Annotated in this window: 22 protein-coding genes; 13 read left to right on the forward strand and 9 right to left on the reverse strand. The window is 59.3% G+C overall.

Features of this window, described 5'->3' with window-relative positions; translation table 11 throughout:
- Positions 1–92: 92 nt before the first annotated feature.
- Together JNN07_16395 and JNN07_16400 are read right to left on the reverse strand one after the other, a co-directional pair.
- A complete protein-coding gene (locus JNN07_16395) occupies positions 93–764 on the reverse strand; it encodes a response regulator transcription factor (protein MBL9169321.1) in 672 nt (223 codons plus the stop codon).
- A gap of 38 nt (positions 765–802) precedes the next feature.
- Positions 803–3,961, reverse strand: coding sequence for a hypothetical protein (locus JNN07_16400; protein MBL9169322.1), 3,159 nt, complete (start codon positions 3,959–3,961; stop codon positions 803–805).
- 104 nt (positions 3,962–4,065) lie between these two features.
- Here JNN07_16400 and fabD point away from each other — a divergent pair, with 104 nt between their 5' ends.
- From fabD to thiD, 5 genes are all read left to right on the forward strand, one after another.
- Positions 4,066–5,004, forward strand: a complete 939-nt coding sequence (gene fabD, locus JNN07_16405) for an ACP S-malonyltransferase (protein MBL9169323.1) — start codon at positions 4,066–4,068, stop codon at positions 5,002–5,004.
- A gap of 44 nt (positions 5,005–5,048) precedes the next feature.
- Entirely contained in the window at positions 5,049–5,792 is a 744-nt protein-coding gene (fabG, locus tag JNN07_16410; protein ID MBL9169324.1) for a 3-oxoacyl-[acyl-carrier-protein] reductase, read from the forward strand.
- Between the two features lie 184 nt (positions 5,793–5,976).
- Positions 5,977–6,222, forward strand: coding sequence for an acyl carrier protein (gene acpP, locus JNN07_16415; protein MBL9169325.1), 246 nt, complete (start codon positions 5,977–5,979; stop codon positions 6,220–6,222).
- Between the two features lie 60 nt (positions 6,223–6,282).
- Positions 6,283–7,542, forward strand: coding sequence for a beta-ketoacyl-ACP synthase II (gene fabF, locus JNN07_16420; protein MBL9169326.1), 1,260 nt, complete (start codon positions 6,283–6,285; stop codon positions 7,540–7,542).
- Between the two features lie 92 nt (positions 7,543–7,634).
- Positions 7,635–8,438 (forward strand): bifunctional hydroxymethylpyrimidine kinase/phosphomethylpyrimidine kinase, encoded by an 804-nt coding sequence (gene thiD / locus JNN07_16425; GenBank protein ID MBL9169327.1) that lies wholly within the window; start codon positions 7,635–7,637, stop codon positions 8,436–8,438.
- 184 nt (positions 8,439–8,622) lie between these two features.
- Here the strand turns inward: thiD and JNN07_16430 are convergent, their stop codons facing one another.
- The 5 genes from JNN07_16430 to JNN07_16450 form a co-directional block, all read right to left on the reverse strand.
- A complete protein-coding gene (locus tag JNN07_16430; GenBank protein MBL9169328.1) occupies positions 8,623–9,486 on the reverse strand; it encodes an isocitrate lyase/PEP mutase family protein in 864 nt (287 codons plus the stop codon).
- Positions 9,487–9,493: 7 nt separating this feature from the next.
- Entirely contained in the window at positions 9,494–10,705 is a 1,212-nt protein-coding gene (gene waaF, locus JNN07_16435) for a lipopolysaccharide heptosyltransferase II (GenBank protein ID MBL9169329.1), read from the reverse strand.
- Positions 10,702–11,652 carry a hypothetical protein gene (locus tag JNN07_16440; GenBank protein ID MBL9169330.1) on the reverse strand — a complete coding sequence of 317 codons (951 nt, stop codon included), beginning with the start codon at positions 11,650–11,652 and terminating at the stop codon, positions 10,702–10,704. Before JNN07_16440 ends, waaF begins: the two co-directional genes overlap by 4 nt.
- Complete coding sequence (gene lpxK / locus JNN07_16445; protein MBL9169331.1) at positions 11,652–12,824, reverse strand: tetraacyldisaccharide 4'-kinase; 1,173 nt, start codon at positions 12,822–12,824, stop codon at positions 11,652–11,654. Before lpxK ends, JNN07_16440 begins: the two co-directional genes overlap by 1 nt.
- A gap of 413 nt (positions 12,825–13,237) precedes the next feature.
- Positions 13,238–13,423: a hypothetical protein gene (locus tag JNN07_16450; protein MBL9169332.1), complete on the reverse strand. Its 186-nt coding sequence runs from the start codon at positions 13,421–13,423 to the stop codon at positions 13,238–13,240.
- A gap of 96 nt (positions 13,424–13,519) precedes the next feature.
- On the opposite strand from JNN07_16450, the gene JNN07_16455 reads away from it, so the two are divergent.
- The 8 genes from JNN07_16455 (at position 13,520) to JNN07_16490 (ending at position 18,516) form a co-directional block, all read left to right on the forward strand.
- The gene (locus tag JNN07_16455; protein MBL9169333.1) at positions 13,520–14,077 is read left to right on the forward strand and encodes a PEP-CTERM sorting domain-containing protein; all 558 of its coding nucleotides are present in this window, start codon (positions 13,520–13,522) and stop codon (positions 14,075–14,077) included.
- 117 nt (positions 14,078–14,194) lie between these two features.
- On the forward strand, positions 14,195–14,575 hold the full coding sequence (locus JNN07_16460; protein ID MBL9169334.1) for a dUTPase: 381 nt from the start codon (positions 14,195–14,197) through the stop codon (positions 14,573–14,575).
- An 85-nt stretch (positions 14,576–14,660) separates the two neighbouring features.
- A complete protein-coding gene (gene hpt, locus JNN07_16465; GenBank protein MBL9169335.1) occupies positions 14,661–15,191 on the forward strand; it encodes a hypoxanthine phosphoribosyltransferase in 531 nt (176 codons plus the stop codon).
- Between the two features lie 34 nt (positions 15,192–15,225).
- Positions 15,226–15,471, forward strand: a complete 246-nt coding sequence (locus tag JNN07_16470) for a MoaD/ThiS family protein (protein MBL9169336.1) — start codon at positions 15,226–15,228, stop codon at positions 15,469–15,471.
- A gap of 46 nt (positions 15,472–15,517) precedes the next feature.
- Positions 15,518–15,910, forward strand: coding sequence for a molybdenum cofactor biosynthesis protein MoaE (locus tag JNN07_16475; protein ID MBL9169337.1), 393 nt, complete (start codon positions 15,518–15,520; stop codon positions 15,908–15,910).
- Positions 15,911–15,991: 81 nt separating this feature from the next.
- The gene (locus tag JNN07_16480) at positions 15,992–17,257 is read left to right on the forward strand and encodes a hypothetical protein (GenBank protein MBL9169338.1); all 1,266 of its coding nucleotides are present in this window, start codon (positions 15,992–15,994) and stop codon (positions 17,255–17,257) included.
- A 39-nt stretch (positions 17,258–17,296) separates the two neighbouring features.
- Complete coding sequence (locus JNN07_16485; protein ID MBL9169339.1) at positions 17,297–17,743, forward strand: NUDIX domain-containing protein; 447 nt, start codon at positions 17,297–17,299, stop codon at positions 17,741–17,743.
- Between the two features lie 2 nt (positions 17,744–17,745).
- Positions 17,746–18,516: a Nif3-like dinuclear metal center hexameric protein gene (locus tag JNN07_16490; protein MBL9169340.1), complete on the forward strand. Its 771-nt coding sequence runs from the start codon at positions 17,746–17,748 to the stop codon at positions 18,514–18,516.
- A gap of 78 nt (positions 18,517–18,594) precedes the next feature.
- Here the strand turns inward: JNN07_16490 and JNN07_16495 are convergent, their stop codons facing one another.
- Both JNN07_16495 and JNN07_16500 read right to left on the reverse strand, forming a co-directional pair.
- Complete coding sequence (locus tag JNN07_16495; GenBank protein MBL9169341.1) at positions 18,595–20,436, reverse strand: redoxin family protein; 1,842 nt, start codon at positions 20,434–20,436, stop codon at positions 18,595–18,597.
- Positions 20,437–20,681: 245 nt separating this feature from the next.
- Positions 20,682–22,752 (reverse strand): hypothetical protein (locus JNN07_16500; protein MBL9169342.1); only part of this gene is annotated, 2,071 nt, incomplete at its 5' end.

Below are 22,752 nucleotides of genomic sequence, written 5' to 3' on the forward strand. Positions count from 1 at the left end.
ACGGCTTTTAACGATCCACGGTTTTTATCAGGGATCGGGCGGCTTCTGACAAGGCAAAACGGCCAGGTTTGAGGCGGCAGGGGGACTCGGCTTTAGCAGGGTTCTTTGCCGAAGTATTTAGCCACGGCCTGGCTGCGGGACCGAACGTGCAGGCGCTCGTAGATGCTTTTGACGTGGCTGTTGACGGTGGAGAAGCTGATGCCCAGCCGTTCCGCAATTTCCCGATAAGATGCCCCTTTGGAAAGCAGTTCCAGAACCTCGCACTCCCGCGGGCGGAGCAGGGCGGTGACAGCTTCGCCCTCCGGGCGGATTTCCTGAAAAGATTTCACCACCCTCCGCGCGATCTCGGCGGTCATCGGGGCTCCGCCGGCGTGAACTTCTTCGAGTGCCGACATGATTCGAGTGGGTTCGGATCTTTTCAGCAGGTAACCGCTGGCTCCCGCCTTGAGCGACTCGAAGATTCGGTCGGTGTCTTCGTACACCGTCAGCATGAGAAACTGAGTCTGAGTGCACTGGGGTTTCAGATGACGGACACATTCGATGCCCGACATTTTGGGCAGGTTGATGTCGACCAGCGCCACGTTAGGCCGGCTCTCTGGAAGGAACCGGAGCGCATGCTCGGCATTGGGATGAACCGAGACGCACCGAAAGCGTGGGAATCCTCCCAGCAGGGTTTGCAGGCTGTCCCTCAGACCAGAGTCATCCTCAATGATCGAGACAGTGATTTTCGGTGTTGGAAGGTTCACGGAATAGCTGGAACTCATGGTACTGCTGGGGTGAGGTTGGTGAGAAAAAGTGTTCATCATCTGGATCCTTCCGTGGGGAGGGGAAACCGGACTTCAATCCGGGTCCCTTGCTTTTTCCGGCTGTCGAGATCGAAAGAGGCGCCCACGCTTTCGGCACGCTTCCTCATGTTGGCCAGTCCATTGCCTGCCCCGGCGGCGTCCGCGATGTTGAAGCCGTCGCCGTCGTCGCTGATGACGACGCGGCCCTCCTGTGGACCGTGGCTAAACTCAAGCCGGATGCAGTTGCCGCCGCTGTGCTTCACCGCGTTGTTCAAGGCTTCCTTGGATACCAGGAACACGTTGTGACGAAGCTCGGACGTCAGTGGAAGCGGCGGGATGTGTGGGGGCATCTGCAGCTCGAAGCGCAGGCCGGACGGGGTGATGAGATCCTGGGCGGACTGGACCAGGTAGCCCGCGAGTTGGTCGAGCGAGTTCTTGCCCGGGCTGACCGCCCAGACAATCTCGTCCAGGCTGCGCACCGCATCCCGCGCGAGGGCGGAGATCTTGGGGAGTGGGGACCCTTCCCCTGGGTTGGCTTGGAAGCCAGGCGACTCGATCGCCTGGCTAATCATGCCCAGCTGGGTGAGCCGTGCGCCCAGATCATCGTGCATATCCTTGGCGATGCGCGCGCGCTCTTTTTCCAGGGCGTGCTCCTTTTCGAGCTGTAGGATTTTGCGCTGGGTTTTCAGACGATAGGACTGAACCGCCATCACGCTCGCCACGATTCCCAGGAGGGACAGGCTCGCGAACCACCAAGTCTGGTGAAAGTAGGGCGCTATGGTGAAGGTTAGATGACGGTCGATCGGTCCCCAGCGCCCGTGACTGCTGCAAGCGCGGATCTGGAATTCATAGGTGCCGGGGTCCAGATTGGTGTAGTGGGCGATTCGACGGTCTCCCGCGTCCTGCCAGCCGCGATCATGGCCGATCATGCGGTATTGGAAGCGCACTTTGCTTGGGTCGCCGAACGAGTTGGCCGTATAGCGAATCTCCACGACTCCAGCCTGGCCGGCGGGAAATTGGAGATGGAAGGGTTGTTCAGGCCTGGCGCGCTGCTCTTGCCAGCGGCCCTCGCCGGATCGGACCGTGGGAGGATCCCGATCTGCTCCGTCACCGTAACGTATGACCGCGTTGGCGATGACCTGCTCGACGACCACCGAGGGTCTTCGCTTGTTGACGAGGAAGTCTTTAGGATCAATTCGGATGAGCCCGTTTCCGCTGGGGAACCAGAGGAGGCCGTCGCGGGATTTCCAACCGGCCGGCTGCGAACCACCGTTGGTCTCAGCGCTTTGCATGCCCTCGGATTCGCCAAAGGGCATCGAGGTGAGGGCTTCCAGCGTCCCATCCGCCACCTCGCGGGCATCGTCCTTGGAGATTCGGTAGATGCCCCGATTGCAGCTGATCCAGTAAGAACCGTAATCGTCGGCCACAATTTGATTCACCAGGTTGTCATAAAGCCCCTCCTTCCGGGTCAAGGTGCGGAAGCTTCCGTTGCGGTGGCGGGCCAGACCGGACGAGGTTCCGATCCACAGGGAGCCGTCCGGTTCCTCCAGAAAGGCGGAGATCTGAAGGTCTTTCAGACCTTCTTTGCGCCCAAAGTTGGTGAATGTTCCGCCGGTGTAACGGGAGAGTCCATCGCTGTAGGTGCCGATCCAGAGGTTGCCCGCCGCATCCTCGTGGAGGGCCCGGATATCATTCCCGGGCAGCCCATTCGTTTTCGTGAAGTGGGTGAGCTTCTCGTTCGACCAGCTGTAAAGCCCATCCAGCATGCCGAACCAGACAGATCCGTCACGACGTGTGAGGATGCAGCGGGTGTTCAGGTCGTTAGTTGCTTGCAGGCTCAGGCTCGACCGAGGACCGGGGTCCCATCGCGTGCCGTTGAAATGAAACAGTCCGTAGCCCGCGTACCCCACCCAGATGCCTCCTCGAGGGTCGGGGACCACCGAGAAGACGAGCCCGTTGGGCATCGAGGAAGGGGGTGGGCCAAACGGAGTCAGCTCATTCTGGTGCCAGCGCAGCAGGTTCCGCGAGCTGCCCATCCAGATCGCCCCCTCGCTATCCTCACAGACCGACCACAGGTTATTCTGCAATCTGCCACCGGGTGCGATCAGCGTGGCGATGCGATGCTCCTTGATAAACAGCAACCCGTCGAAGCTGGTTCCAGCCCATAGATTGCCCTCGGCGTCCCGCATCAGCTTCTCCACGGAAGTGAGCCCTGGATGCCGGTGAACTCCAATTTCCTGAGGCTCTTCCCCGGACTTACCAAAAATGGATTGGACCAGCCGCCCGTCCTCGGCGGTCCACACTCGTCCATGACCGTCGTCCGCGATGGCGAACACCGTGTTGGTGAGAATACCCCCGGAAGACGTTTTGAATCCGCCGATCAGCCGGGGCAGGTCGTTTTCGACCTTGTAGGCTCCAAATTGGCCGCCGAACCGAATGCTGCCGTCGTCGGGATCTTTGTAGAGGTAGTGGACCCAGCCCACCGCGTTCGAATAGTCAAACACCATGACGGCCCGGTCCTCCCCCGGGGTCCAGCGCATGACGCGGTATCGGTCCGCCAGCCAGACCCGGCCTCGATCATCTTCCGCTAGCATCCGGACCGAGCGGACCGCCGGTTTGAAGTCCAGTATGAGGGTCTCCTTGGCTCCGTTCTGATCGAAACGCAGGACCGCACCGTGAACACCCACCCACACCCCTCCCTCTTTCGCGGCGCAAACTCCGGTGGGCTGATACTTTCCCAGTTCGGGTCCTCCGGTAATGAACGCCGTCCAGGTATGCTCCTGCCGGCGCAACAGTCCATTCCGAGCGCAGACCCAGATCGCATGGTCCCGATCTTCCGCCATGCCCAGGATGTGGTCGTCGGTCTCCACCATCAGCGGAAGGCTCGATTTTTCAAACACCGTAAATCGGACACCGTCGTAACGGGCGAGTCCAAAAACCGTTCCTACCCATACATAGCCATCATGGCTTTGCATCAGGCAGGTGACGTGGTTCTGCGGCAGCCCTTGCTCCACCTTCCACTGCTGCACTCGGTAGCGGGTTGTTAGGTCTCCAAAGGGATGGGTGCCATCGGTTTGCAGCGAGAAATCAATCGACCGAGGACTCTGCCCCGAGACGAGTTGCCCCCAGGCGAAGAGAATCGCCAGAAACAACGGGATTTTGAACCTCGGAACCATGGGCGGTAGGGTGATAGCAGAAATTGCCGCCCCGGCCAACAGGATTCTCGGTCGGAAATCTCCGCTTTCCTGTCGGCAGGCTTTTGTGTTTAGTCCCGCCAGAAATGAACAAAACAGCGCTCCTCTTTGCCGGCCAAGGAGCCCAAGCCGTGGGCATGGGCAAGGACCTCGCCGAAAAGTACCCCATCGCCCGGCAGTGGTTTGACCGAGCCAATTTGGCTGTCGGTTGTGACCTGGCTCGCATCTGCTTCGAGGGTCCGGAATCCGAACTGACCCAAACGGAGAACGCCCAGCCAGGAATTTTCCTGGTGGGATGGATCGCCTATCAGCTCCTGAAAGAACGGGTTCCGGGGTTCGAATTCCATGCTGCCGCCGGTTTGTCGCTCGGAGAGTTTACCGCCCTCACGGCCGCGGGAGCCATGTCCTTCGATGATGGAATCCGAGTGGTGCGTCAACGGGGCCGCTTCATGCAGGAAGCCTGTGAGGCGACCCGCGGGGGGATGGCCGCCATTATCGGACTGGATGAGGCCAAGACCCGGGAGGTCTGCGCCCAGGTGGGCGTCACTCTCGCGAACTTGAACTGCCCCGGCCAGATTGTGATCTCCGGGGCCGCCGACTTAATGGACAAAGCCTGCGAAGCGGCCAAGGCGGCGGGAGCGAAGAAAGCCATGACCCTCAAGGTGGCGGGCGCTTATCATTCCCCGTTGATGGCGGTCGCCCAGCCGCGGCTGCGGGAAGCCATGGGCGCCCTCACGCTCCACGCAACTCAAGTCCCGGTCATTTCCAACGTGACAGCGCAACCCCATGGCGACCCCGCCAGCATTGTGTCGACGGTTGTGGATCAGGTCACCGCTTCAGTTCGCTGGGAGGAGTCGATCCGTTACCTCATCGCTCAGGGATTCACTCGGTTCGTGGAACTGGGGCCGGGTAAGGCGTTGAGCGGTTTTATGAAGCGCATCGACGATCAGGTGCAGATCTTGAACGTGGCGGACACGACTAGCCTGGAGGTTGCGGTTCAAGCATTGAACTCGCCGCAGGGTTGAACTGGCGCCCGCGCTCAGACATTCTCAATTTCACAAACACAATTATGTCCATTCTCTCAAATCAAGTTGCGGTCGTCACCGGGGCGGGCCGAGGTATCGGTCGTGCCATCGCTCTTAAATTCGCCTCGGAGGGGGCTAACGTGGTCTGCGTCTCGCGGACTGTGGAAAATTCTGAAAAGGTGGCGAATGAGGTTCGGGCCCTCGGCCGTACTGCTTGGGCACTGGCGGTGGATGTGTCGGATGGCCCGGCGGTGGCCGCCGCAGGCGAGAAGATTCTCGCGGAGGCGGGGCGCGTGGACATCCTGGTCAACAATGCTGGCGTCACTCGGGATGGCTTGTTGATGCGCATGAGCGAGGCCGACTGGGATGTGGTCTTGGACACGAATCTCAAGGGGGCCTTTCATTTCACCAAGGCTTTTACCCGCTCCTTGTTGAAACAGCGGAGCGGACGCATCATCAATATTTCTTCGGTGATCGGGTTGATGGGCAATGGTGGGCAGGCGAATTATGCAGCCAGCAAGGCCGGCCTCATCGGTTTTACCAAATCAGTGGCCCGCGAGTTCGCATCGCGTGGAATCACCGCGAATGCGATCGCCCCTGGCTTCATCGAAACCGACATGACGGCGGAGCTGACCGACGAGCTTAAAGCTGGCATTCTGAAGCAGATACCGATGGCGACATTGGGGCAGGCCGAGGACATCGCGGGAGCGGCTCTTTATCTCGCCAGCGCGGCCGGCCGCTACGTCACGGGGCAGGTGTTGACCGTGGATGGCGGCATGGTCATGTGAAAAAGCACTCGACACGGTCCTCCCCCATCGATAGACACAACACGATTTTCGACCCAAAAATCATCATGATCGGCATTTCGGTGCAGCAGTCCCTGTTTTTAGGCGGGTCGATTGGTTGGAAACAGGGCTTGACGGTCAGTAGAACGTGACTTAGACAGTCGCAAACTTGTAATCGGAGAGACTCATGGCTGAGAAATCGATTGAGGAAAGAGTTAAGGCGATCATCGTCGAACAATTGAACGTGAACCCGGATCAGGTCACGCCAGACGCCAAGTTCATTGAGGACTTGGGGGCGGACTCCCTGGACACGGTTGAGTTGGTGATGGCGCTGGAAGAAAATTTTGGCAACGAGATTCCGGATGAAGAAGCCGAGAAGCTGCAGAGCGTTGGCGATGTCGTGAAGTACATCGAAGACCTTCAGCGCAAGTAGGACCTGGCGACTTTGACCGGGGCAGCCATGGCGGAAAAGCCAGGCTGCCCCTTTGATTTCATGTCGAACTCCCCGTTTGATCGTCGTGTGGTGATTACCGGCCTGGGTGTGGCTTCACCCTTGGGTAATCACATTGATGAACTTTGGAAAAACGTCATCGAAGGCCAGTGTGGCATCGACCGGATCACGCTGTTTGACGCCTCGGCGTATGACACGCAGATCGCGGGTGAGGTCAAGAACTTCGATCCGTTGCCGGCGTTCCCCGGTCCCAAGGATGTTCGACGAGCGGATCGTTTCAGCCAGTTCGGCATTTTTGCCGGCTGGATGGCACTGAAGGACTCCGGCTTGGATCTCGAGAAGGTGAACCGGGATGAGGTCGGGGTTTTCCTGGGATCAGGAATCGGTGGCTTGCATACCACCGAGGAACAGCATCGGATTTTGCTGGCCAAAGGTCCGGGCCGGCTTTCCCCGTTCATGATCCCGATGTTGATCCTGAACATGTCCTCGGGTCTATTTTCGATGTTTCACAAGCTGCGCGGGCCCAACGTGGCGACTTGCTCGGCGTGTGCGACGGCAACGCACGCGATCGGCGAGGCCTGGCGGACGATCAAGATGGGTGACGCCCAGGTCATGTTCGCGGGCGGGACTGAGGCGACCATCGTGCCCCTGGGCATTGGCGGTTTTTGTGCCATGAAGGCCATGAGCCGGCGCAATGGGGAGCCCAAGCGGTCTTCGAGGCCTTTTGATGTGGACCGTGACGGCTTTGTCATGGGCGAAGGTGCCGGGGTGGTGGTCCTCGAGGAACTAGAGCATGCCAAAGCGCGCGGGGCGCGGATCTATTGCGAGTTGGTGGGCTACGGGAACACCGCGGACGCCAACCACATGACCTCCCCGGCCCCGGAAGGCGAAGGGGCCGCTCGCTGCATGCGGATGGCCCTGCGTAGCGCTCGCCTCAATCCGACGGACATCTCTTACATCAATGCGCACGGCACCTCCACCTCGCAGGGTGATGTTTGCGAGACGCAGGCCATCAAGACCGTGTTTGGGGAGCATTCCCTTAAGCTGGCGGTTAGCTCGACCAAGGGCGCGACGGGCCACATGCTCGGGGCTGCCGGCGGGGTTGAAACCGCGATCTGTGCCAAGGCGATGGAGACCGAAATTGCGCCGCCGACCCTGAATCTGGACAACCCGGACCCGCAGTGCGATCTCGACTATGTGCCGCACACTGCCCGGCCGATGCCGATCCAGGCGATTGTGAACAACTCATTCGGATTTGGCGGGCACAACGCCAGCATTGTTCTCAAACGGTTCAACGGTTAGTTCGCGGTTGGTCCCAATGGGTTGCAGAGTGCGGCCAGGCGGCCCGTCCTCGCCTGTGGTTCAAGACCTTCGGTCGTCTGTTGAAACAAGCTTTGAAACCAATCATACAGCCCATTGCCCTGACCATCGCCGGCTCGGACTCCGGAGGTGGAGCCGGCTTGCAGGCGGATCTCAAAACCTTTGCCGCGCTCTCCGTGCACGGGACCTGCGTCACCACCTGTCTTACGGCGCAGAATCCGGAAGAGGTGGCCGCCATCCTGCCGACCCCGCCGGAGTTCATCCAAATCCAGCTCGAGACGCTCTTTGCGGAATTACCGCCAGCCGCGGCGAAGACCGGGATGCTCTACTCGGAGGCGATGATTCGACATATCTCCGCGTGGTGGGAGGAAGACCCTCGGGTGCCGCTCGTGGTGGACCCGGTCATGGTGGCCACCAGTGGTGCCCGCTTGCTGAAGCCGGCGGCCATGCGAAGTCTGATGTCGCGGCTGTTTCCCCAGGCGATCCTCATCACCCCCAATCTCGATGAGGCGGAGTTGATTGTGGGAAGGAAGATTCGCGATGTGGAGGGTTTGGCCTCGGCGGCTCGAACCGTGCATGATCGTTGGGGATGTGCTGCCCTGATCAAGGGAGGCCACCTTAAGAATCAGGTGGAGGCCATCGATGTCCTTTTCGATGGACGGAAGGAGTATCTGCTGCGGGCCAAGTTTATCCGTGGTGTTGCCACCCATGGCACGGGATGCACTTATTCGGCCGCCATCACGGCCTACCTTGCGCGGGGGTTGTCGTTGGTGCAGTCGGTCCGTCAGGCGAAGGTCTTCGTGACGCGGGCGATCCGATACTCAACCACGGTGGGGGATCATATGGTGCTCAATCCAACCCGGGCTGCGCAGCCGTAACGCCGGATGAGTGCAGACCCCCAGCCCTCTCCTGAGCCGCCCCCTTCGGAAGTGGGGAGTGCAGCGGAGCCTGGTGAGTATTGGCGCTGGTGTCCGCGCTGTGGGCAGGAATTGCAGAATGAGAAGTGCAAGCTGCGGTGCGCGCGCTGTCACTATTTTATGAGTTGCTCGGATTTCGACTGAACTACGAGCCGTTCTCGAGGAGTTCGTCCACCCGCAGCAGCTTCTTCAGTTCGGCGAAGGGCATGGCCGCGTTCGCCACGTTATCCACCCGGCCTTCCTCAAGCCAGGCACGCGTCAAGTCTCGAACCGCCTTGCCAGTCACCATGAGCGACTCGACGGGCGCCACTGCAAACTTGTAGCCCATTTCTCCGAGCCGGGCTAGTGGGACGATCGGTGTGGCTCCTCCGGTCAGCATGTTTGCCAGCATGGGGATTGGCAGGCTTCGGGGAACTTTCTCGAGCTCTTCCAAAGATTGGGGCGCTTCCACGAATCCGGCGTCGGCACCTGCGTCGACGCAGCGGCGAATGCGCTCCAAGGCCTCATCGAGGCCCAGGGTTTGACGGGCATCGGTCCGAGCGAAGATGACAAATTCTGGATCGCGGCGTGCCTGCACCGCGGTTTGGATTCGTTGCGCGAACTCTGCGGCTGACACCACGGGTTTGTTCGGAAAATGTCCGCATCGTTTGGGCGTCACCTGATCTTCGAGCAAGATTCCCGAAGCGCCGGCAGCTTCGAACAACTCGACGGTACGGCGAACGTTCTGGAGATTGCCATGTCCCGTGTCCCCATCCGCGATGATGGGAACCGGGATTCGGGCGGTCATGCGCCGCACGGCGTCGGCCATCTCGGAGACGCTGATGAGGTTTAGATCGGGCAAGCCCAGCAGGGAGGCGCTGGTGCCGAACCCGCCGAGAAACAAGCATCTCAACCCGGACTGCACCATGACGAGCGCTGAGAAGACGTCGTGGGGCGCGAGGGTAGGGACGATGCCTGGCTGAGTCATCAGCAGGCGCAATTGTTGTCTGGGCGACAGAGCTGGGACCATGGAAGCATCAGGTAGAAGGTTGAGTTCGTGAGCGTGAGCTTGAGCGCGAGCTCGCCTCCCGGAGAGCGTTGGCAACCTGGGAGACGGAGATCTGAGTCATGCAGCGGAAGTCGATCGGACACTCCCGCAGAAAGCAGGGGGAGCAGCCGGGCGGCTGAGGGCTTTGGAGCAGTCGATGGATCCGATGGTCGGGGCTCCCGGGACCGGTGAGCGCGGCCGAGGTGCTGCCAAAGGGCACCACCACCGGCGTGCCCAAAGCGGCGGCGACGTGCATGGGGCCGGTGTCGTTGGTCAGGACAGCATCGCAGAGACTCAAGCCCGCCATAAGCTCGCGGAGCGTGGTCTTGCCAGCCACTGGAATGACCCGGCTGTCTTGTCTATTTGGCTGCATTGCTTCGACGATCGTGTCGCCAATCGACCGGGCCAGAGTCTCGTCCTGTCCGCCACCGAAGAGGATAAAAACACAGGGGCCTTCCCTGGCCATTTCGGTGGCCACGGCCGCGAATCGCTCCGCCGGCCAGCGCTTGGCCGGACCGTATTCGGCTCCTGGATTGAGTCCGATCCAGCGCGTGGTGGGATCCACAGGAAGCGGGGGCGACGCTAGGAATTTTTCCTGGAACTGCTGCCTTTCCTTCTCGCTCACCCGCAAGCTGGGTGCGAGAGGCTCTGCCAAGGCGCCCAGCATCTGGGCAAGATGCAGGTATTGATAGATATGGTGAGCCGAAGCCGGGACCGGCGTCGGGGGTAGTGATTTAGGGGGTGTCAGCGAGCTTCGGATTTCTTGGACCGAGCGTTTTCGCATTCGAATCTCACTCGGGCGTCGGGGACTGGCATGCGTGAGCAGCCAGCTTCGACCGTTACCCGAGTAACCCACCCGTCGAGGGATTCGGCTTAGCCAGAGCTCCCAAGCGGAGCGGAACGAGTTGGGCAGAACGATCCCGAGATCGAACCTTCGTGTTCGCAGATGGCGGGCCACGGCGAGCGTGGTATCGTGGGGGGCGATCATCAACACCTCGTCGACCGCGGGGTGTTGCCACCAAAGCTCGGCCAGTTTTTCGGGGCACAGCAGCGTGATCGATGCCTCCGGGAAATGTTCCCGGATCCGGCTGATCGCCGGGGTGGTCATCACCGCGTCACCCAGCCAATTCACACCCCGGATCAGGAGGCTCTTGATCTGGGTCCGGTCGATGGTTGGACCGCTGGTGGACTTTGGGTTCATCCGGCCGATGGTTCCTGGGGTGGAGGGTTCGAGGGGGAAGGAGCCGTGATGGCGCCTCGGCGAGGCTTCATGGGTTTCCATCGATTGTGCACCCAGAACCAGTTGGCGGGGTCCCGATGAATTGCCTTTTCGAACTGAACGTTCACCTCGCGCATGATGTCCTCCACCGGGCGCGCCCTGCCGTCGATGTGGGTTGGAATGAACGGGCTGACCTCCACCTTCCAGCGGCCGAGCCCTATTCGGTAGCAGATCGCCACAAAGAGCGGCGCCCGATAGCGTAGGGCGAGGACTGCGGGAGCAGGATTAGTGGAGCAGGTGCGGCTCAGGAACGGCAACGCGATGCCGCCATCGCCTCCGTGCTGATCGGCCAGTAGACCCAACAGAACGCCGCCTTGGTTCAGGGCCGCTTTGAGGGCGGCGGCTCCCGATCGACGCTCGTAGAAAGTGCAGCCGCTGGTTGCCCTCAACTTTCCGAGCAGCCGATCCAACCCCGGCTGCCGCAAGCCTCGGAACGTGGCAGCGGGGTGAAATCCGGGGACGAACCGGCCCATGTGAGCGTAGATCTCAAAGTTTCCGAAGTGGCCGATCGCCCCGACCGCTGAACACCTCGGCTGCTCCCTGTGCAGGGCTTGCAGGGCCTCGACTCCGGTGAATTCCAGGCAGCGCGAGATCTCTTCTGGCTTCATGGCCGATGTCTTAATGCCGCTGCAATAGGCCTCGCCGATCCGCTTGAAGTTCTCCTGGGCCAGGGCCTGAACTTGTGACGCGCCGAAGGTGGTTCCGAAAGCGGCCTCCAGGTTGCGCTGGGCAACTCGGCGGTGGCGAGCATCGAGGTAGTAGGCGAGCTGGCCCAGGCCGCGTCCGAGTCGGGCTGCCCAGGGCAGGGGGAGGAGTTGGATGAGGCGGATCAATCCTAGAGCCAGCCAATAGAGCGCATGATCAGCCATCAGCGGAAGCAGATTTGCCGGACACACTCGTTGAAGTCCTTGGCCCCCTTCAGGATCTTGATCTCCACCCGCATGAAGTAGATGGGAAGGTCGCGGCGATCAACTTTGGGGAATCGAACGGCATCCTTTTGAGTGGTGATGATGGCTGCCGCCTGGCGTTTCTTGCTGCGGTTGATGGCGTTGAGGATCTCTTGCTGGGTGAAGCGGTGATGATCGGCAAACCGCTTCGAATAAACCAGTTCGCCACCCAGGCGACTCAGGCTCTTTTCGAAGCTGTGCGGCTGGGCGATCCCGCTCAACGAAGCAACCTTGAGTCCCTTAATCAAGTCCAGACCGTGCTGTTCCCCCGTAAACACATCCTCAAAATAGAGGGGATGGTGTTCGCATTCAATGATGCCGGCGGATGGGTTGTGCTTGGCAATCCGATTGCGAAGCTCTCCCGTGTTCCCGTCGCTCTTGGTAATGAAGACATAGCTCGCCCGGCTGAGATGGGAGGGCGGTTCGCGCAGCGTGCCACGCGGAAGCAGGTGCTCGTTTCCGAACGGTTGCTGGTAATCGATCAACACGATATCTTTGCGACGTCCCGCAAGGCGCCAATATTGGAACCCATCATCCAGGAGTAGGGTGTCGCAACCGAACTTCTCGATGGCGTACCGGCCACTCTTCACCCGGTCCTTGTCCACGAGCACCACCACATCCTTGAGGTTGGAGGCGAGCATGTAAGGTTCGTCTCCGGCTGTCTCGGAATCCAATAGCAACGACTTTCCATCGGAGACGACTCGCGGTGGAGTTCGCTCCTCGCGTAGTAGGAACTTGTTAATCAATCGTTTAGACAAGGGTGGTGGCTTCGAGCGATAGCCACGCGAAAGAATAGCGACCGTGCGGCCTTGGTTCTGGAGCTCGCGGGCAAATTTCTCGACCACCGGGGTTTTTCCTGTGCCCCCCACCGTGAGGTTTCCGATGGCGATGACTTGGATGCCTAGAGTGGAATCGCGGATGATCCGGGTTTCGTACAAGAATCTCCGCAGTTTTACCGCTCCCGCGAAAACGAAGGACAGCGCGAACAGGAGCGCGCGTGCGACGGCCGCACGTTTGCCCGGTCTCTCCTCGAGAATCACCTCCAAGATGAAGGTCTCAAGATTTTCTGTCCAGGTCCGTAAGGTTTCGCGCATGCAGCGGGTTCAGTCTGCCAAGGCGATGGGGCAGGAGGCAAGAAACCCTGCTGGAGTTCCGCTCGACTCGATGCGGGGAGGCGCTTCTCGATCCGACGGGTCCCAGCTGAAGGTGCGTCCTGAAACTCCGGTTCAGCCAGCGTGATGCCCATGAACGGGATAGGACAATCTTCTTAGTCCGAGATTAAGTTATTGAAGTGGAATTGCTCGGCGGGTGGGGGGAATAATTTGCCGCTGTTTGTAGTTTTGGTGAAGAAGGTGGGGCAGTTGGAGTCGGGATGAATCGTTAGGATGAGCCCTATTTATCGAGGTTTTTATCACAAACGCTCCTAGGTAGATTCTTCCAAAAAGGTCTTGCTATTCTTTCCCGATTTTTATACAAATACACCATCACTCTAGATCGACAGGCTCACTCAACTGCGGTAAGGCTGGACGTGATCGGCGATGGCGCGTTTGGTTTTTTGTTGTTGAGAGAGCCGGTTGGATGGTGCAACCGATGGCCCGGTTGCCTGTTCATTCACTAAAATCGTGCACGAACGGTCAGAGACGTAAACAACCAACATCGCCATGAAGTAGAAACCATGAAGAAAATCCTTCATATTAGTATGTTATCGCTGCTGCCTATGGGCTATGCATGGGCAGACTCGGTATCAAACTTAGCGAACGAAAAGTCTACCCTGTGTAAGCCTTTCGTCGTGTCTGAAAGTAATCTGTTCGCTGGTGGGTTCACCACTGGCAACTTTGCAGGCGGATATGTCTTGGATGACGTATTCTTGTCGGTCATCTCGGCCACTTATGCGGCTGGGGCTACCGATGCCAAAGGCAGTGGCACCTTCACCGTTCAAATCTGGGACTCCAACGGATCCGCCCCGGGAACGGTTTTGGAAACACTGACTGGCTTCGGCAAGAAAAAGGACGTAGGCGGTCAGCTCACCACTGGGCTGACAACTTACTCTTCCTCCGGTCTGACCTTGGCTGCCAATACGACGTATTGGATCTCGGCCACGGTTGTGGGCGGGGATGACCTCACGGTCGCTCTCGAGCGCACCGCCAACAAGAGCGAGTATTCCAATCCTCCGGGCTGGAAGATCATCGACCAGAGCTATGTGTTCGAGAATGGAAAGCCCCATATCGACGACACCTGCGTGCCTTACCTGAAGGTAACGGCTGTCCCGGTTCCAGAACCCTCCTCGATCGCCCTCTTGGGTCTGACGGGCGCTGGGCTTCTGTTCCTGGCTCGACGCAAGAGCTAATCAGTACCGCAAGGTTTAAATCAGAGCCGGACCGCAAGGTCCGGCTTTTTTGTTTCTGGCACCGGTTCTCTTTGTGTTTCTGCTTGCCTCCCGTGCGGGGGCATCGAATGGTTAGCCATGGACCAGCCTGATCAACTCCGCGAACTCTTTCGAATGCAGCAAGCGCTCAACCGGCGTATCGGGGTCAACACTGAGGGCATGGACACGGAGGAGAAGACCAAGTGGATTCTCAACTATTGCCGGGCGATGTCGCAAGAGATGGCCGAACTCACCGATAGTGTCCCTTGGAAATGGTGGGCCAAGTATCAGAAGTTCGACGAACAGAATGCGCGTGTCGAAGTGGTGGATCTGTTCCACTTCTTGATCAGCATGGCCCAAGTTCTCGGCATGAGCGCGGACGATGTCTTCCAGGCCTACGTCAAAAAGAACGAGGTCAATTTCAAGCGTCAGGAGACGGGATACACGGAGAAGGATCACGGGGATTCAAAGCACATTTAGACCCGTCATGTCTGGCTCTCGATCTGTCCCGGTTGTCCGATGCGGAACGAAACCGCCTGCGGTTTGGCGTCGGGAGCTTGCCGAAGTGCTGATCAGCAAGGCGCGGATTGCTCGGCGCGTGGCGCACTTGGCCCAGGAGGTGCAACGGGATTTGGGCAAGCAAGAGCTGGTGGTGGTCGCGCTTCTGAACGGCACGGTGCTTTTCCTGGCGGATTTGATCCGTCATCTGTCAGTCCCTATGCGGTTGGATTTCATCGGGGTGTCCAGTTACGGCAATGGCCGCAGCTCCGGGAATCTAACCTTCACCAAGGAGTTGCGTCTGGATGTGAAGGGGCGTCAGGTGCTGTTGGTGGACGATATTTTGGATACCGGCCGAACGCTCGGTGAGGTTCGCCGTCGGCTCCTGAAGCTTCGGCCGGCTAGCCTGAGAATTTGTGTCTTTCTGAGCAAGCCTTCACGAGGTCAGGGGCGGATCGAGGCGGATTATACCGGGTTTCAGATTCCGGATCAGTTTGTGGTTGGGTATGGAATGGACTTCGCCGAGCGGTATCGAAACCTGCCGTTTGTGGGCGTGCTCAAACCGAAGGCACTCCCGGGATCGGCCGTTCGGGCATAGACCCATCCATGGCCATAGATCAGGAGCTTCAGCGATGCGTGTGAACGTCCATTTTTATTCCTACTTCCAGGATTTAACCGGCTGTGCGGTGACGGCGGAAGAGTTGCCGCCAGCCGCTTCGGTCGGCCACCTGTTGGCGCGTCTCGCGGAACGGTTCCCGCGGTTCGGTGAGATGGAGCGCTGCCTGTTGATCGCGGTCGGCGTCGACTACCAGGATCGAAGCTATGTGCTTCAGGAGGGCGACGAGGTGTCGTTTTTTCCGCCGGTTCAGGGTGGTTGATTCGGCTCGTGCACCCGGCGATCCTAACGAAGAACGAAAGTTGCCCATGCATCACGTATTGAGTGTTGGTTGCGAGCCGATCGATGAGCCGAAATTGGTGAGTGAGCGTCGCCTGTCGAAGGCCATGGGGGCAGTGGTCTATTTTTGCGGGGTGGTGCGCGGTTCCGAGGGCGAGGCTGCGATCAGTGGTCTACACTACGAGGCGTTCCAGGCGATGGCTTGCCATCAATTCGAGCTGCTATTCGCTGAGGTCGAGACCCGCTGGCCGGTTGAGTCTATCCGCTTGGTTCATCGGATTGGGCCGGTTCAGGTAGGGGAAGCGTCTTTGTGGGTGGAAGTGATCGCCCCCCACCGGGGAGAAGCCTTCGCCGCCTGCCAATATCTCATCGACGAGATGAAGAAGCGGGTTCCGATCTGGAAGAAGCCCCTTCCGATTTGAGCATCGATTTACATTGCCCGCGCAGCCCCAGCTGGCAAAAGATTCTCCCCACAATTGCTTTTCAACATTAGCGCATGACGCATGAACACTGTTACCTCGCTCCGAACCATCACTAAGAACACCAAGAGCCTCGTTGAGGCCACCCTGGCGGAAACCGGCGGGCTCTTGCGCCTGGCTCCATGCTGGGTGCCCCGATCCTTTCTCCAACCCGGCAAACGCCTCAAGCTGCATCCCGATGATCTGTACGCCTTCGGCTTGAACCGGGGCGGCATCGACGAGCGCTGGTTTGCTTCGACCACTCCGGCGGCGAACGAGAATCGGACTCCCGATGAGGGCTTCAGCTATTGCGTCGTGGGCAATCAGCGGTTCACCCTGGCCAAGGCGGTGGAGGATTGCGGCGCTACCTTGATCGGCAGCCGGCTGTGGAAGAAATACGGCAAATGGCCGGTCTACTCAAAGTTCTTCGACAACATGGGGCCGATCCCTCATCACATGCACCAGTCGCAGAAGCAAGCCGCTCTCGTAGGCCAAGAGGGAAAGCCGGAATCCTATTATTTCCCGCCTCAGCACAACAACGTCGGGAACAATTTCCCCTACACATTCATGGGCCTGGAGCCCGGTACCACCAAGGCTCAGGTCAAGAAGTGTCTGGAAAACTGGAACCGGGGCGACAATGGCATCCTGGATCTCTCCCGTGCCTACCGATTGAAGCCGGGGAGCGGGTGGCTCATTGGGCCTGGGATTCTGCATGCGCCCGGCAGCCTGTGCACGTACGAGCCGCAATGGGGCAGCGATGTGTTCGGAATGTATCAAAGCCTTGTCGAGGGACGGGAAGTCCCATGGAGCCTGCTGGTCAAGGACATGCCCAAGAGCAAGCACAAGGATCTCGACTTCATCGTGGACCAATTGGACTGGGACGCGAACGTGGATACCAAGTTCAAGGACAACCACTATCTGGAGCCCGTGCCGGTGGCGGACACTCGCAGCGAAGGATTCGTCGATCGCTGGATCGTGTATGGCAACATCAACGACGAGCAGTTCTTTACTGCCAAGGAATTGACGGTCGAACCGGGAACCAAGTGCACGATTACGGACAAGGGCGCCTATGGCTTGATTACTGTGCAAGGCAAGGGGCGCATGAACCGCCTCGCCTTGGACTGCCCGAAATTGATTCGATTCCACGAACTTACGGAGGACGAGGTGTTCTGCACTGAGGAAGCTGCCAAGGCAGGCGTGACGTTCGAGAATACCTCGGACGTCGAGCCCTTGGTCGTGTTGCGTTACTTCGGACCGGATGTCAATCCGGATGCCCCGAAGGTGGGCGCCTACCGCAAGAACAAGTTCTAAAGCCCTGCCGTGGCCGAGCGAGTCAGCGCGGGCTTGGTGATGTATCGCTTTCGCCGGGGTGAGTTGCAGGTTTTCCTCGCTCATCCCGGCGGACCCCGTTTCGCCTTGCGGGATCATGGTTACTGGACGATCCCGAAAGGGGAAGTGGAGCGGGGCGAGCCGCTTCAGGAGACCGCCATCCGAGAATTCCGCGAGGAGGTGGGGCTGGAGCCGCGGGCTACTACCCGTTTCATTGACTTGGGCTGGATTCGGCAGAAAGGCGGAAAAATCGTCCATGCTTGGGGGTTTGACGGCGACTGGGATGAGCGTCAGCCGGTGGTTAGCAATACGTTTGAGATGGAGTGGCCACCGGGGTCGGGAGTGAATCAAGTGTTTCCTGAGGTGGATCGTGCGGCTTTCTTTCCGCTTTCCGAAGCCCGGGTGCGAATCAAACCGACGCAGATACCCTTGATCGATCGCTTGGAAACGGCACTTAAACCTTCCTGAGGATGAAAACGGCAACCAAGGTCTCTTTGACCAGTCTCGTCAACCATTGCAACAGGTTGCTGAACACCGCCGGGTGCCAGGACTGGGAGGGAGCTGTGAATGGGCTGCACGTGGAGAACCGGGGCGGCGTGACTCGCATTGCGGCGGCGGTGGATGCCACGTTGGCGACGGTTCGACTGGCGCGGCAGGCCGGTGCGGATCTGATGGTGGTCCATCACGGCCTGTTCTGGTCACCTTCCCACCCTTGGACCGGTAAGCGCTATGAGTTGCTGCAGGAGCTTCTAGCGGGAGACCTGGCCGTCTATAGCTCCCATCTCCCCTTGGATGCGCATCCCAAGTTGGGAAATAATGCGGGACTCTGTCGAGCGCTGAAGCTGCCTGGCTGGAAGCCATTCTTCTTCGAGAAGGGCCAAAATATTGGCGCGCTGGCGGTCGCCAATCTTAGCCGTGCGGAATTGGCCAACAGGCTGAAGTCGGTGTTGGGGGAGGCCCCTAAGTTGCTGCCGGGGGGCGGCGACCGATGCCGTCGCATCGGCATTGTGACCGGCGGGGCAGGCGCGGAGCTCAAGAAGGCCGCTCAGGCGGGGGTGGACACTTTCATCACCGGCGAAGGCCCCCACTGGACCTATGCTCTGGCCGAGGAATTTGGGTTGAATGTGTTCTACGGCGGCCACTACGCCACGGAGACCTTCGGGGTCAAAGCCCTCGCCGCCTACTTATCCCGGCGATATCGAGTCCCCTGGACCTTTATCGACCATCCCACGGGTCTCTGATCTCGGGGTGACGCCAGTGCTGCCCTACCCCGACACCCTCCCAGGACGTATTTGTCGTAGGCTCCGTTGAGGAGACCACTAGTTTGCGCCGCTGACGGCTGCCGGTTCCTTCGCCTTGGGCTTGGGCTCCTTCGGTGTGCTGACGGGATCCAGCGGGGGAACCGCGATATCATAATAGCCAATGAACATCTCGTCGGTCGTCTGCTCGCCGAAAACCACCCATTGCTTGGGATCGGGATTGGCCGGGTTGCCGATCGAGTTGTCAAATGTTCCTGAGCAAACGAGTTGGGCGCCGGCAGGGACCGAAATAGGCTCCTTAAGCTTGTAGAGCGACTGCCAGGCGAAATCCCAGCGGGGCACGGAGAGCAGAGTCTCTGACTTGCCATCGGGGTAGATCAGCTCGTATTTGAAGGAAGCTCCACGGACGTGCATGTGGGGGCTCAAGTTGTGGAGGACCGCCGGCTTGCGAAACTTGTAGCTGGCTTTTGCTGGATAATCCCGAGCCCCCGGTGGAATGCCTAGGTCTTGCTGGGTGACGGCCCTGGTTCGAAGCTCATATTGAGGTTTCTCCTTGGAGAGATACAGGCCGAGTTGGGTGAGATCACGCTCCTCCTTGCCGGCGGCCGCGTAGTGCATCTGGAAAACGAATTTGGTTCCTTTGGGCAGAAACTTGGCCGTGCCCTCCGGGAAAGGAACCGGCTCGGCTCCCGGAACAAATCCGGCGAAATAGCCCGCCGTCCCTGCATTTTGACGGGGTTCGATGGACTTCAGCGCTTCTGGATATTTCACGAAAATCAACGCATGATGCAGCACTTTGGAATTCCCCGGCTTGATTGACGTGGCTTTCACCCAAGAATCCTCGGCAAGCGGCGAATCGATGACGAAGTATTGATAGGGAATGACACCGGTCGCGGGTACCACAAATTCCTTCGGCATGGAAACCACCACATCGGGCTTGCCCAGCGGCCATTCGGCAGGAGTCGGTGGCTGGTGAGTGGCCAGCGGATCCTCTCCCTCTCCGCGTGGCGATCCCTGAGCAATCCAACCCAGAAGGGTTTGCGTCTCCTCAACGCTGAGGAACCTCGGGTTAGCAAAGTGTCCGACCTGAGGATCGGCGGGCCATGGGGGCATCCGCTGCTCCAAGAGGACTTCCCGGATCATGGCTGACCAGCCCTTGACCTTCTCGTAGTTGGGCATGGTAAAGGGGCCGATGTTTCCGGGACTGTGACAGCTTACGCAGCTCTTCTGCAGGATGGGAGCCACGTCTTTGGTATAAGTGATCGAGGCTTTTTCGGCCGGGGCGGGATAGGTGATGGCGCAGCCTCGAACTTCAGTTTCCGGATGGGTCACCGGCTTGTCGGCCAGGCATTCGCGGAGGGCGTCGGCCAGCGGCGTCTTCTCGGCTTTCGGTTTTTGCGTCCCATAGCCCAGCCGGTCATCGATTTGTCCGCGATACACGACTTTCCAAGTCTTGGTATCGATCGCGATCGCCTCAGCAGTACGATGGATGTTCAGGTTCTTCGAGACCCATTGGCCCCGGTCGAGAAGAATCGGGAAATCGATGCTGAACTCGGTTGCCTCTTTCTGCACCGCCGCCCGGTCGTCCTGCGGATTTGAGTTGAGGATCCAAAATTCTACCCCCTGGCTGGAGAACTCCTTCTCCAGTTCGTTGAGGGTGCCAATGCTTTGGCGCACGATGGGACAGCCGTTTCCTCCTACAAACAGCACCACCAACCGGGCCTGCTTCTGACGGTAGAGCTCTCGGGATGTGCCGGTGTGGTCGATCAGATGAAAATTGTCGACCTTCCCCGGCGAGGTCAAATCGCGCGCCCCCTGCAGGTTCGTAGCGAGTGATATCCCCAGGCACACTCCGGAGAGCAGGCGGGGATTCAAGGGAAAGAGTGTTCTGATTGTCATCATAGCTCGTAGAAGATTCTTCGTCAGAATCCGCTTAATCTATAGGCGGGATTGAGTGGTTTGGCGAGGGGGAATTAGCCAGGCGAGTTCACCTGATGTTTTCACGGCCGCCATCGGATCCTCACCCGACAGGGCTAGTTTCCTCTCGACGCGGGTAACTGGGACGCCTTTCGGATCGGGTGGTTAAGTTGGCACGAGATTCCAACACCCCCCATTCCGAAGGGTTTCCGCCGCCCCCGGGTCGGGAGCTAGGCTTCTCCTATCTTCCGCTTCAGATTTGAGTGGAAATTACCCAAGGGAAACTCGTCATTCTCAACCAACCCGATCCATTTGGCAGGGTCCGCCTCGTTGTCGATCAATCGTCCCTCTCGCTTCCAACGGGAAGCCACGTTGGGCCGAACATATTTTGTGATCAGGTCATGGGCTTCGATCCAGAACGTCAGCTTCGAGCAGGTGGCGCCTAATCGGTAGAGCGAGGCGATCTCACGCCGGAGTTCTTCGATTGACGACGGTAGTTGTTCCCAGGCAATGCGCAGGGTGTTGTCGCACCATTGCAGGACGTCCTTTTCATGAAGAAATGCGAAGAGAAGCTGTCCGGCCAGGCCGTCGTAATTCTTGATCCGGCTACCGACGATGGGGAATCGGAACAGGCGGTCCAGCAGGATGGCGTAGGGAACGTACTCCGCGAAATGGAATCCCTCCTTGGCCAGGTGGTGCGCTTCGCTGAAGCTGCGAAGATCGACCCGCAGTTCCTCCAGGGCATACATCCAGAAGGGAGCGCGCTGGCGGATCATGAACGGGTCGAAGGGCAACTCCCCCAGACTGTGCGAACGATCATGGATCAGGTCCCAAAGGGCGACCGTATCCTCCAGGGTAGGCAGGGAACTGAGCAGGCATTCGAGATTGGGTGGGGTCGGCAGGCTGACGGCTTCGATCGCGTGCTTCGCATAACGCTGCAGCCGCAGCGCTTCTCGGTCGCAAAAGATTGTGGCGAAGTGGTTTGAGCTCTTGCCGGCGACTGCGATGGTTTCCGGGAAAAGGACGGCGCACTCGCTCTGATATCCTCGGGTGTGATCCACTAGGTGTCCGGGCGCGAATTTCGCGTTGGGATAACGCTCGCGCTCCAGCCGGGCCAGCCAGTCGGGCCAGGGCATTCGCATGATCAACGTCTCAAAGCGTGTCTGCAGCGAGGCATTCGGTGTGTACAGCGGGAAAAGCACGAAATGCTCAATCTGGTCTTGGCGATGCCGTTCGGGATGGAAGGCCGACAGCGATTTCTGGAAGTCGGGTTTGCGGTATCCTTCGGAGCGCCAGCGGTCCAGATCCTCGCGCAATTGTTCGAGGTATTCCTTTTGATGTGGGAAAAACTGGGCCAACTCGGGGAGGTGACCAAGGATCTGCTCGGTGAGCTTGCCGGCTGTTTCGTGGAATGAGGCGGGCACGCTTCCATCGGGCTGTTGCAGCAGACTCAGCCCATTCACGCTTTCGCGCATGGACTTCCAATGACCGGATCTCGCGGCTTCGCTGGGGGGCTTGGGCAAATTATTGCGTTGGAACCGGGGGACGGCCAGCCACTGGAAGCAATTCAGCCAGAGTGCTTGATGATTGGGATCGGTCAGATAGTCATCGCCGAACAGCAGAGAGTCGGTCACCAGGAGCACTCGGCCGTCCTCAGCCTGGCTAGCTCCCAAAAGTCCCGCCCGGGCCGGATGGGCTTGGGCCGACGCCTGGAGAACGATTTCCGCGGAACCCGAGACAGTAATATACCCAGCCTGATAAAAGCAGACGGTGCTCACTCCCGTGGTCAGCGACCGACTCAAAGGAGAGCCGGAGGCCTCGCTCAAAACCCAGGTGGGATTGCGGTTGGCGCAACGAACGCGGTCCAACACCGTGCCATTCCGAATCGTCAGGCCAAAGGGCTCGAGCAGCTCGTTGAGATTATCCCCGTACTTGTCATGTTCATATTCCGTGATCACCAGCAAAGCCCCGCCGCGCCTGACAAAGTCCTGAATATCTCGGATCTCTTCGGGGCTCAGTCGCGGCGAGTTTTGGCTGACGGTTCTCTCCCAGCGCGGGTCGCAGGGATGGACCAGAGCCAGAATGTCGACTCCCTCCAGTCGATCCCTCGTCAGGGCGTGATGGAGATTTCTCTCCACCAGGAAGCCTCGCTCCTTCAGAAGTCCGGCTGCGGCCTGGTAGGAAGAGTATTCCGGGTAGTCCGGGCTGATCTCGATGGCCTTCTCGCGCGAAGTCGACCAGCTCTCATTGTGGGTCTCATCAAAGAGAACCTTCACCCGGCGAAGCTTTGAGTCGCCATTC

The organism is Verrucomicrobiales bacterium, assembly GCA_016793885.1.
Lineage (GTDB): Bacteria > Verrucomicrobiota > Verrucomicrobiia > Limisphaerales > UBA11320 > UBA11320.

Excerpts from the sequence above, each read along its gene's own strand:
- JNN07_16490 (MBL9169340.1), top strand. The coding sequence starts at position 17,746 with ATGAAAACGGCAACCAAGGTCTCTTTGACCAGTCTCGTCAACCATTGC.
- JNN07_16400 (MBL9169322.1), bottom strand. The coding sequence starts at position 3,961 with ATGGTTCCGAGGTTCAAAATCCCGTTGTTTCTGGCGATTCTCTTCGCC.
- JNN07_16395 (MBL9169321.1), bottom strand. The coding sequence starts at position 764 with ATGAGTTCCAGCTATTCCGTGAACCTTCCAACACCGAAAATCACTGTC.
- JNN07_16475 (MBL9169337.1), top strand. The coding sequence starts at position 15,518 with ATGCATCACGTATTGAGTGTTGGTTGCGAGCCGATCGATGAGCCGAAA.
- acpP (MBL9169325.1), top strand. The coding sequence starts at position 5,977 with ATGGCTGAGAAATCGATTGAGGAAAGAGTTAAGGCGATCATCGTCGAA.
- JNN07_16470 (MBL9169336.1), top strand. The coding sequence starts at position 15,226 with ATGCGTGTGAACGTCCATTTTTATTCCTACTTCCAGGATTTAACCGGC.
- JNN07_16450 (MBL9169332.1), bottom strand. The coding sequence starts at position 13,423 with ATGAAGGATTTTCTTCATGGTTTCTACTTCATGGCGATGTTGGTTGTT.
- JNN07_16460 (MBL9169334.1), top strand. The coding sequence starts at position 14,195 with ATGGACCAGCCTGATCAACTCCGCGAACTCTTTCGAATGCAGCAAGCG.
- waaF (MBL9169329.1), bottom strand. The coding sequence starts at position 10,705 with ATGAACCCAAAGTCCACCAGCGGTCCAACCATCGACCGGACCCAGATC.
- JNN07_16430 (MBL9169328.1), bottom strand. The coding sequence starts at position 9,486 with ATGGTCCCAGCTCTGTCGCCCAGACAACAATTGCGCCTGCTGATGACT.
- fabD (MBL9169323.1), top strand. The coding sequence starts at position 4,066 with ATGAACAAAACAGCGCTCCTCTTTGCCGGCCAAGGAGCCCAAGCCGTG.
- fabG (MBL9169324.1), top strand. The coding sequence starts at position 5,049 with ATGTCCATTCTCTCAAATCAAGTTGCGGTCGTCACCGGGGCGGGCCGA.
- lpxK (MBL9169331.1), bottom strand. The coding sequence starts at position 12,824 with ATGCGCGAAACCTTACGGACCTGGACAGAAAATCTTGAGACCTTCATC.
- JNN07_16480 (MBL9169338.1), top strand. The coding sequence starts at position 15,992 with ATGAACACTGTTACCTCGCTCCGAACCATCACTAAGAACACCAAGAGC.
- JNN07_16440 (MBL9169330.1), bottom strand. The coding sequence starts at position 11,652 with ATGGCTGATCATGCGCTCTATTGGCTGGCTCTAGGATTGATCCGCCTC.
- JNN07_16485 (MBL9169339.1), top strand. The coding sequence starts at position 17,297 with ATGTATCGCTTTCGCCGGGGTGAGTTGCAGGTTTTCCTCGCTCATCCC.
- JNN07_16495 (MBL9169341.1), bottom strand. The coding sequence starts at position 20,436 with ATGATGACAATCAGAACACTCTTTCCCTTGAATCCCCGCCTGCTCTCC.
- fabF (MBL9169326.1), top strand. The coding sequence starts at position 6,283 with ATGTCGAACTCCCCGTTTGATCGTCGTGTGGTGATTACCGGCCTGGGT.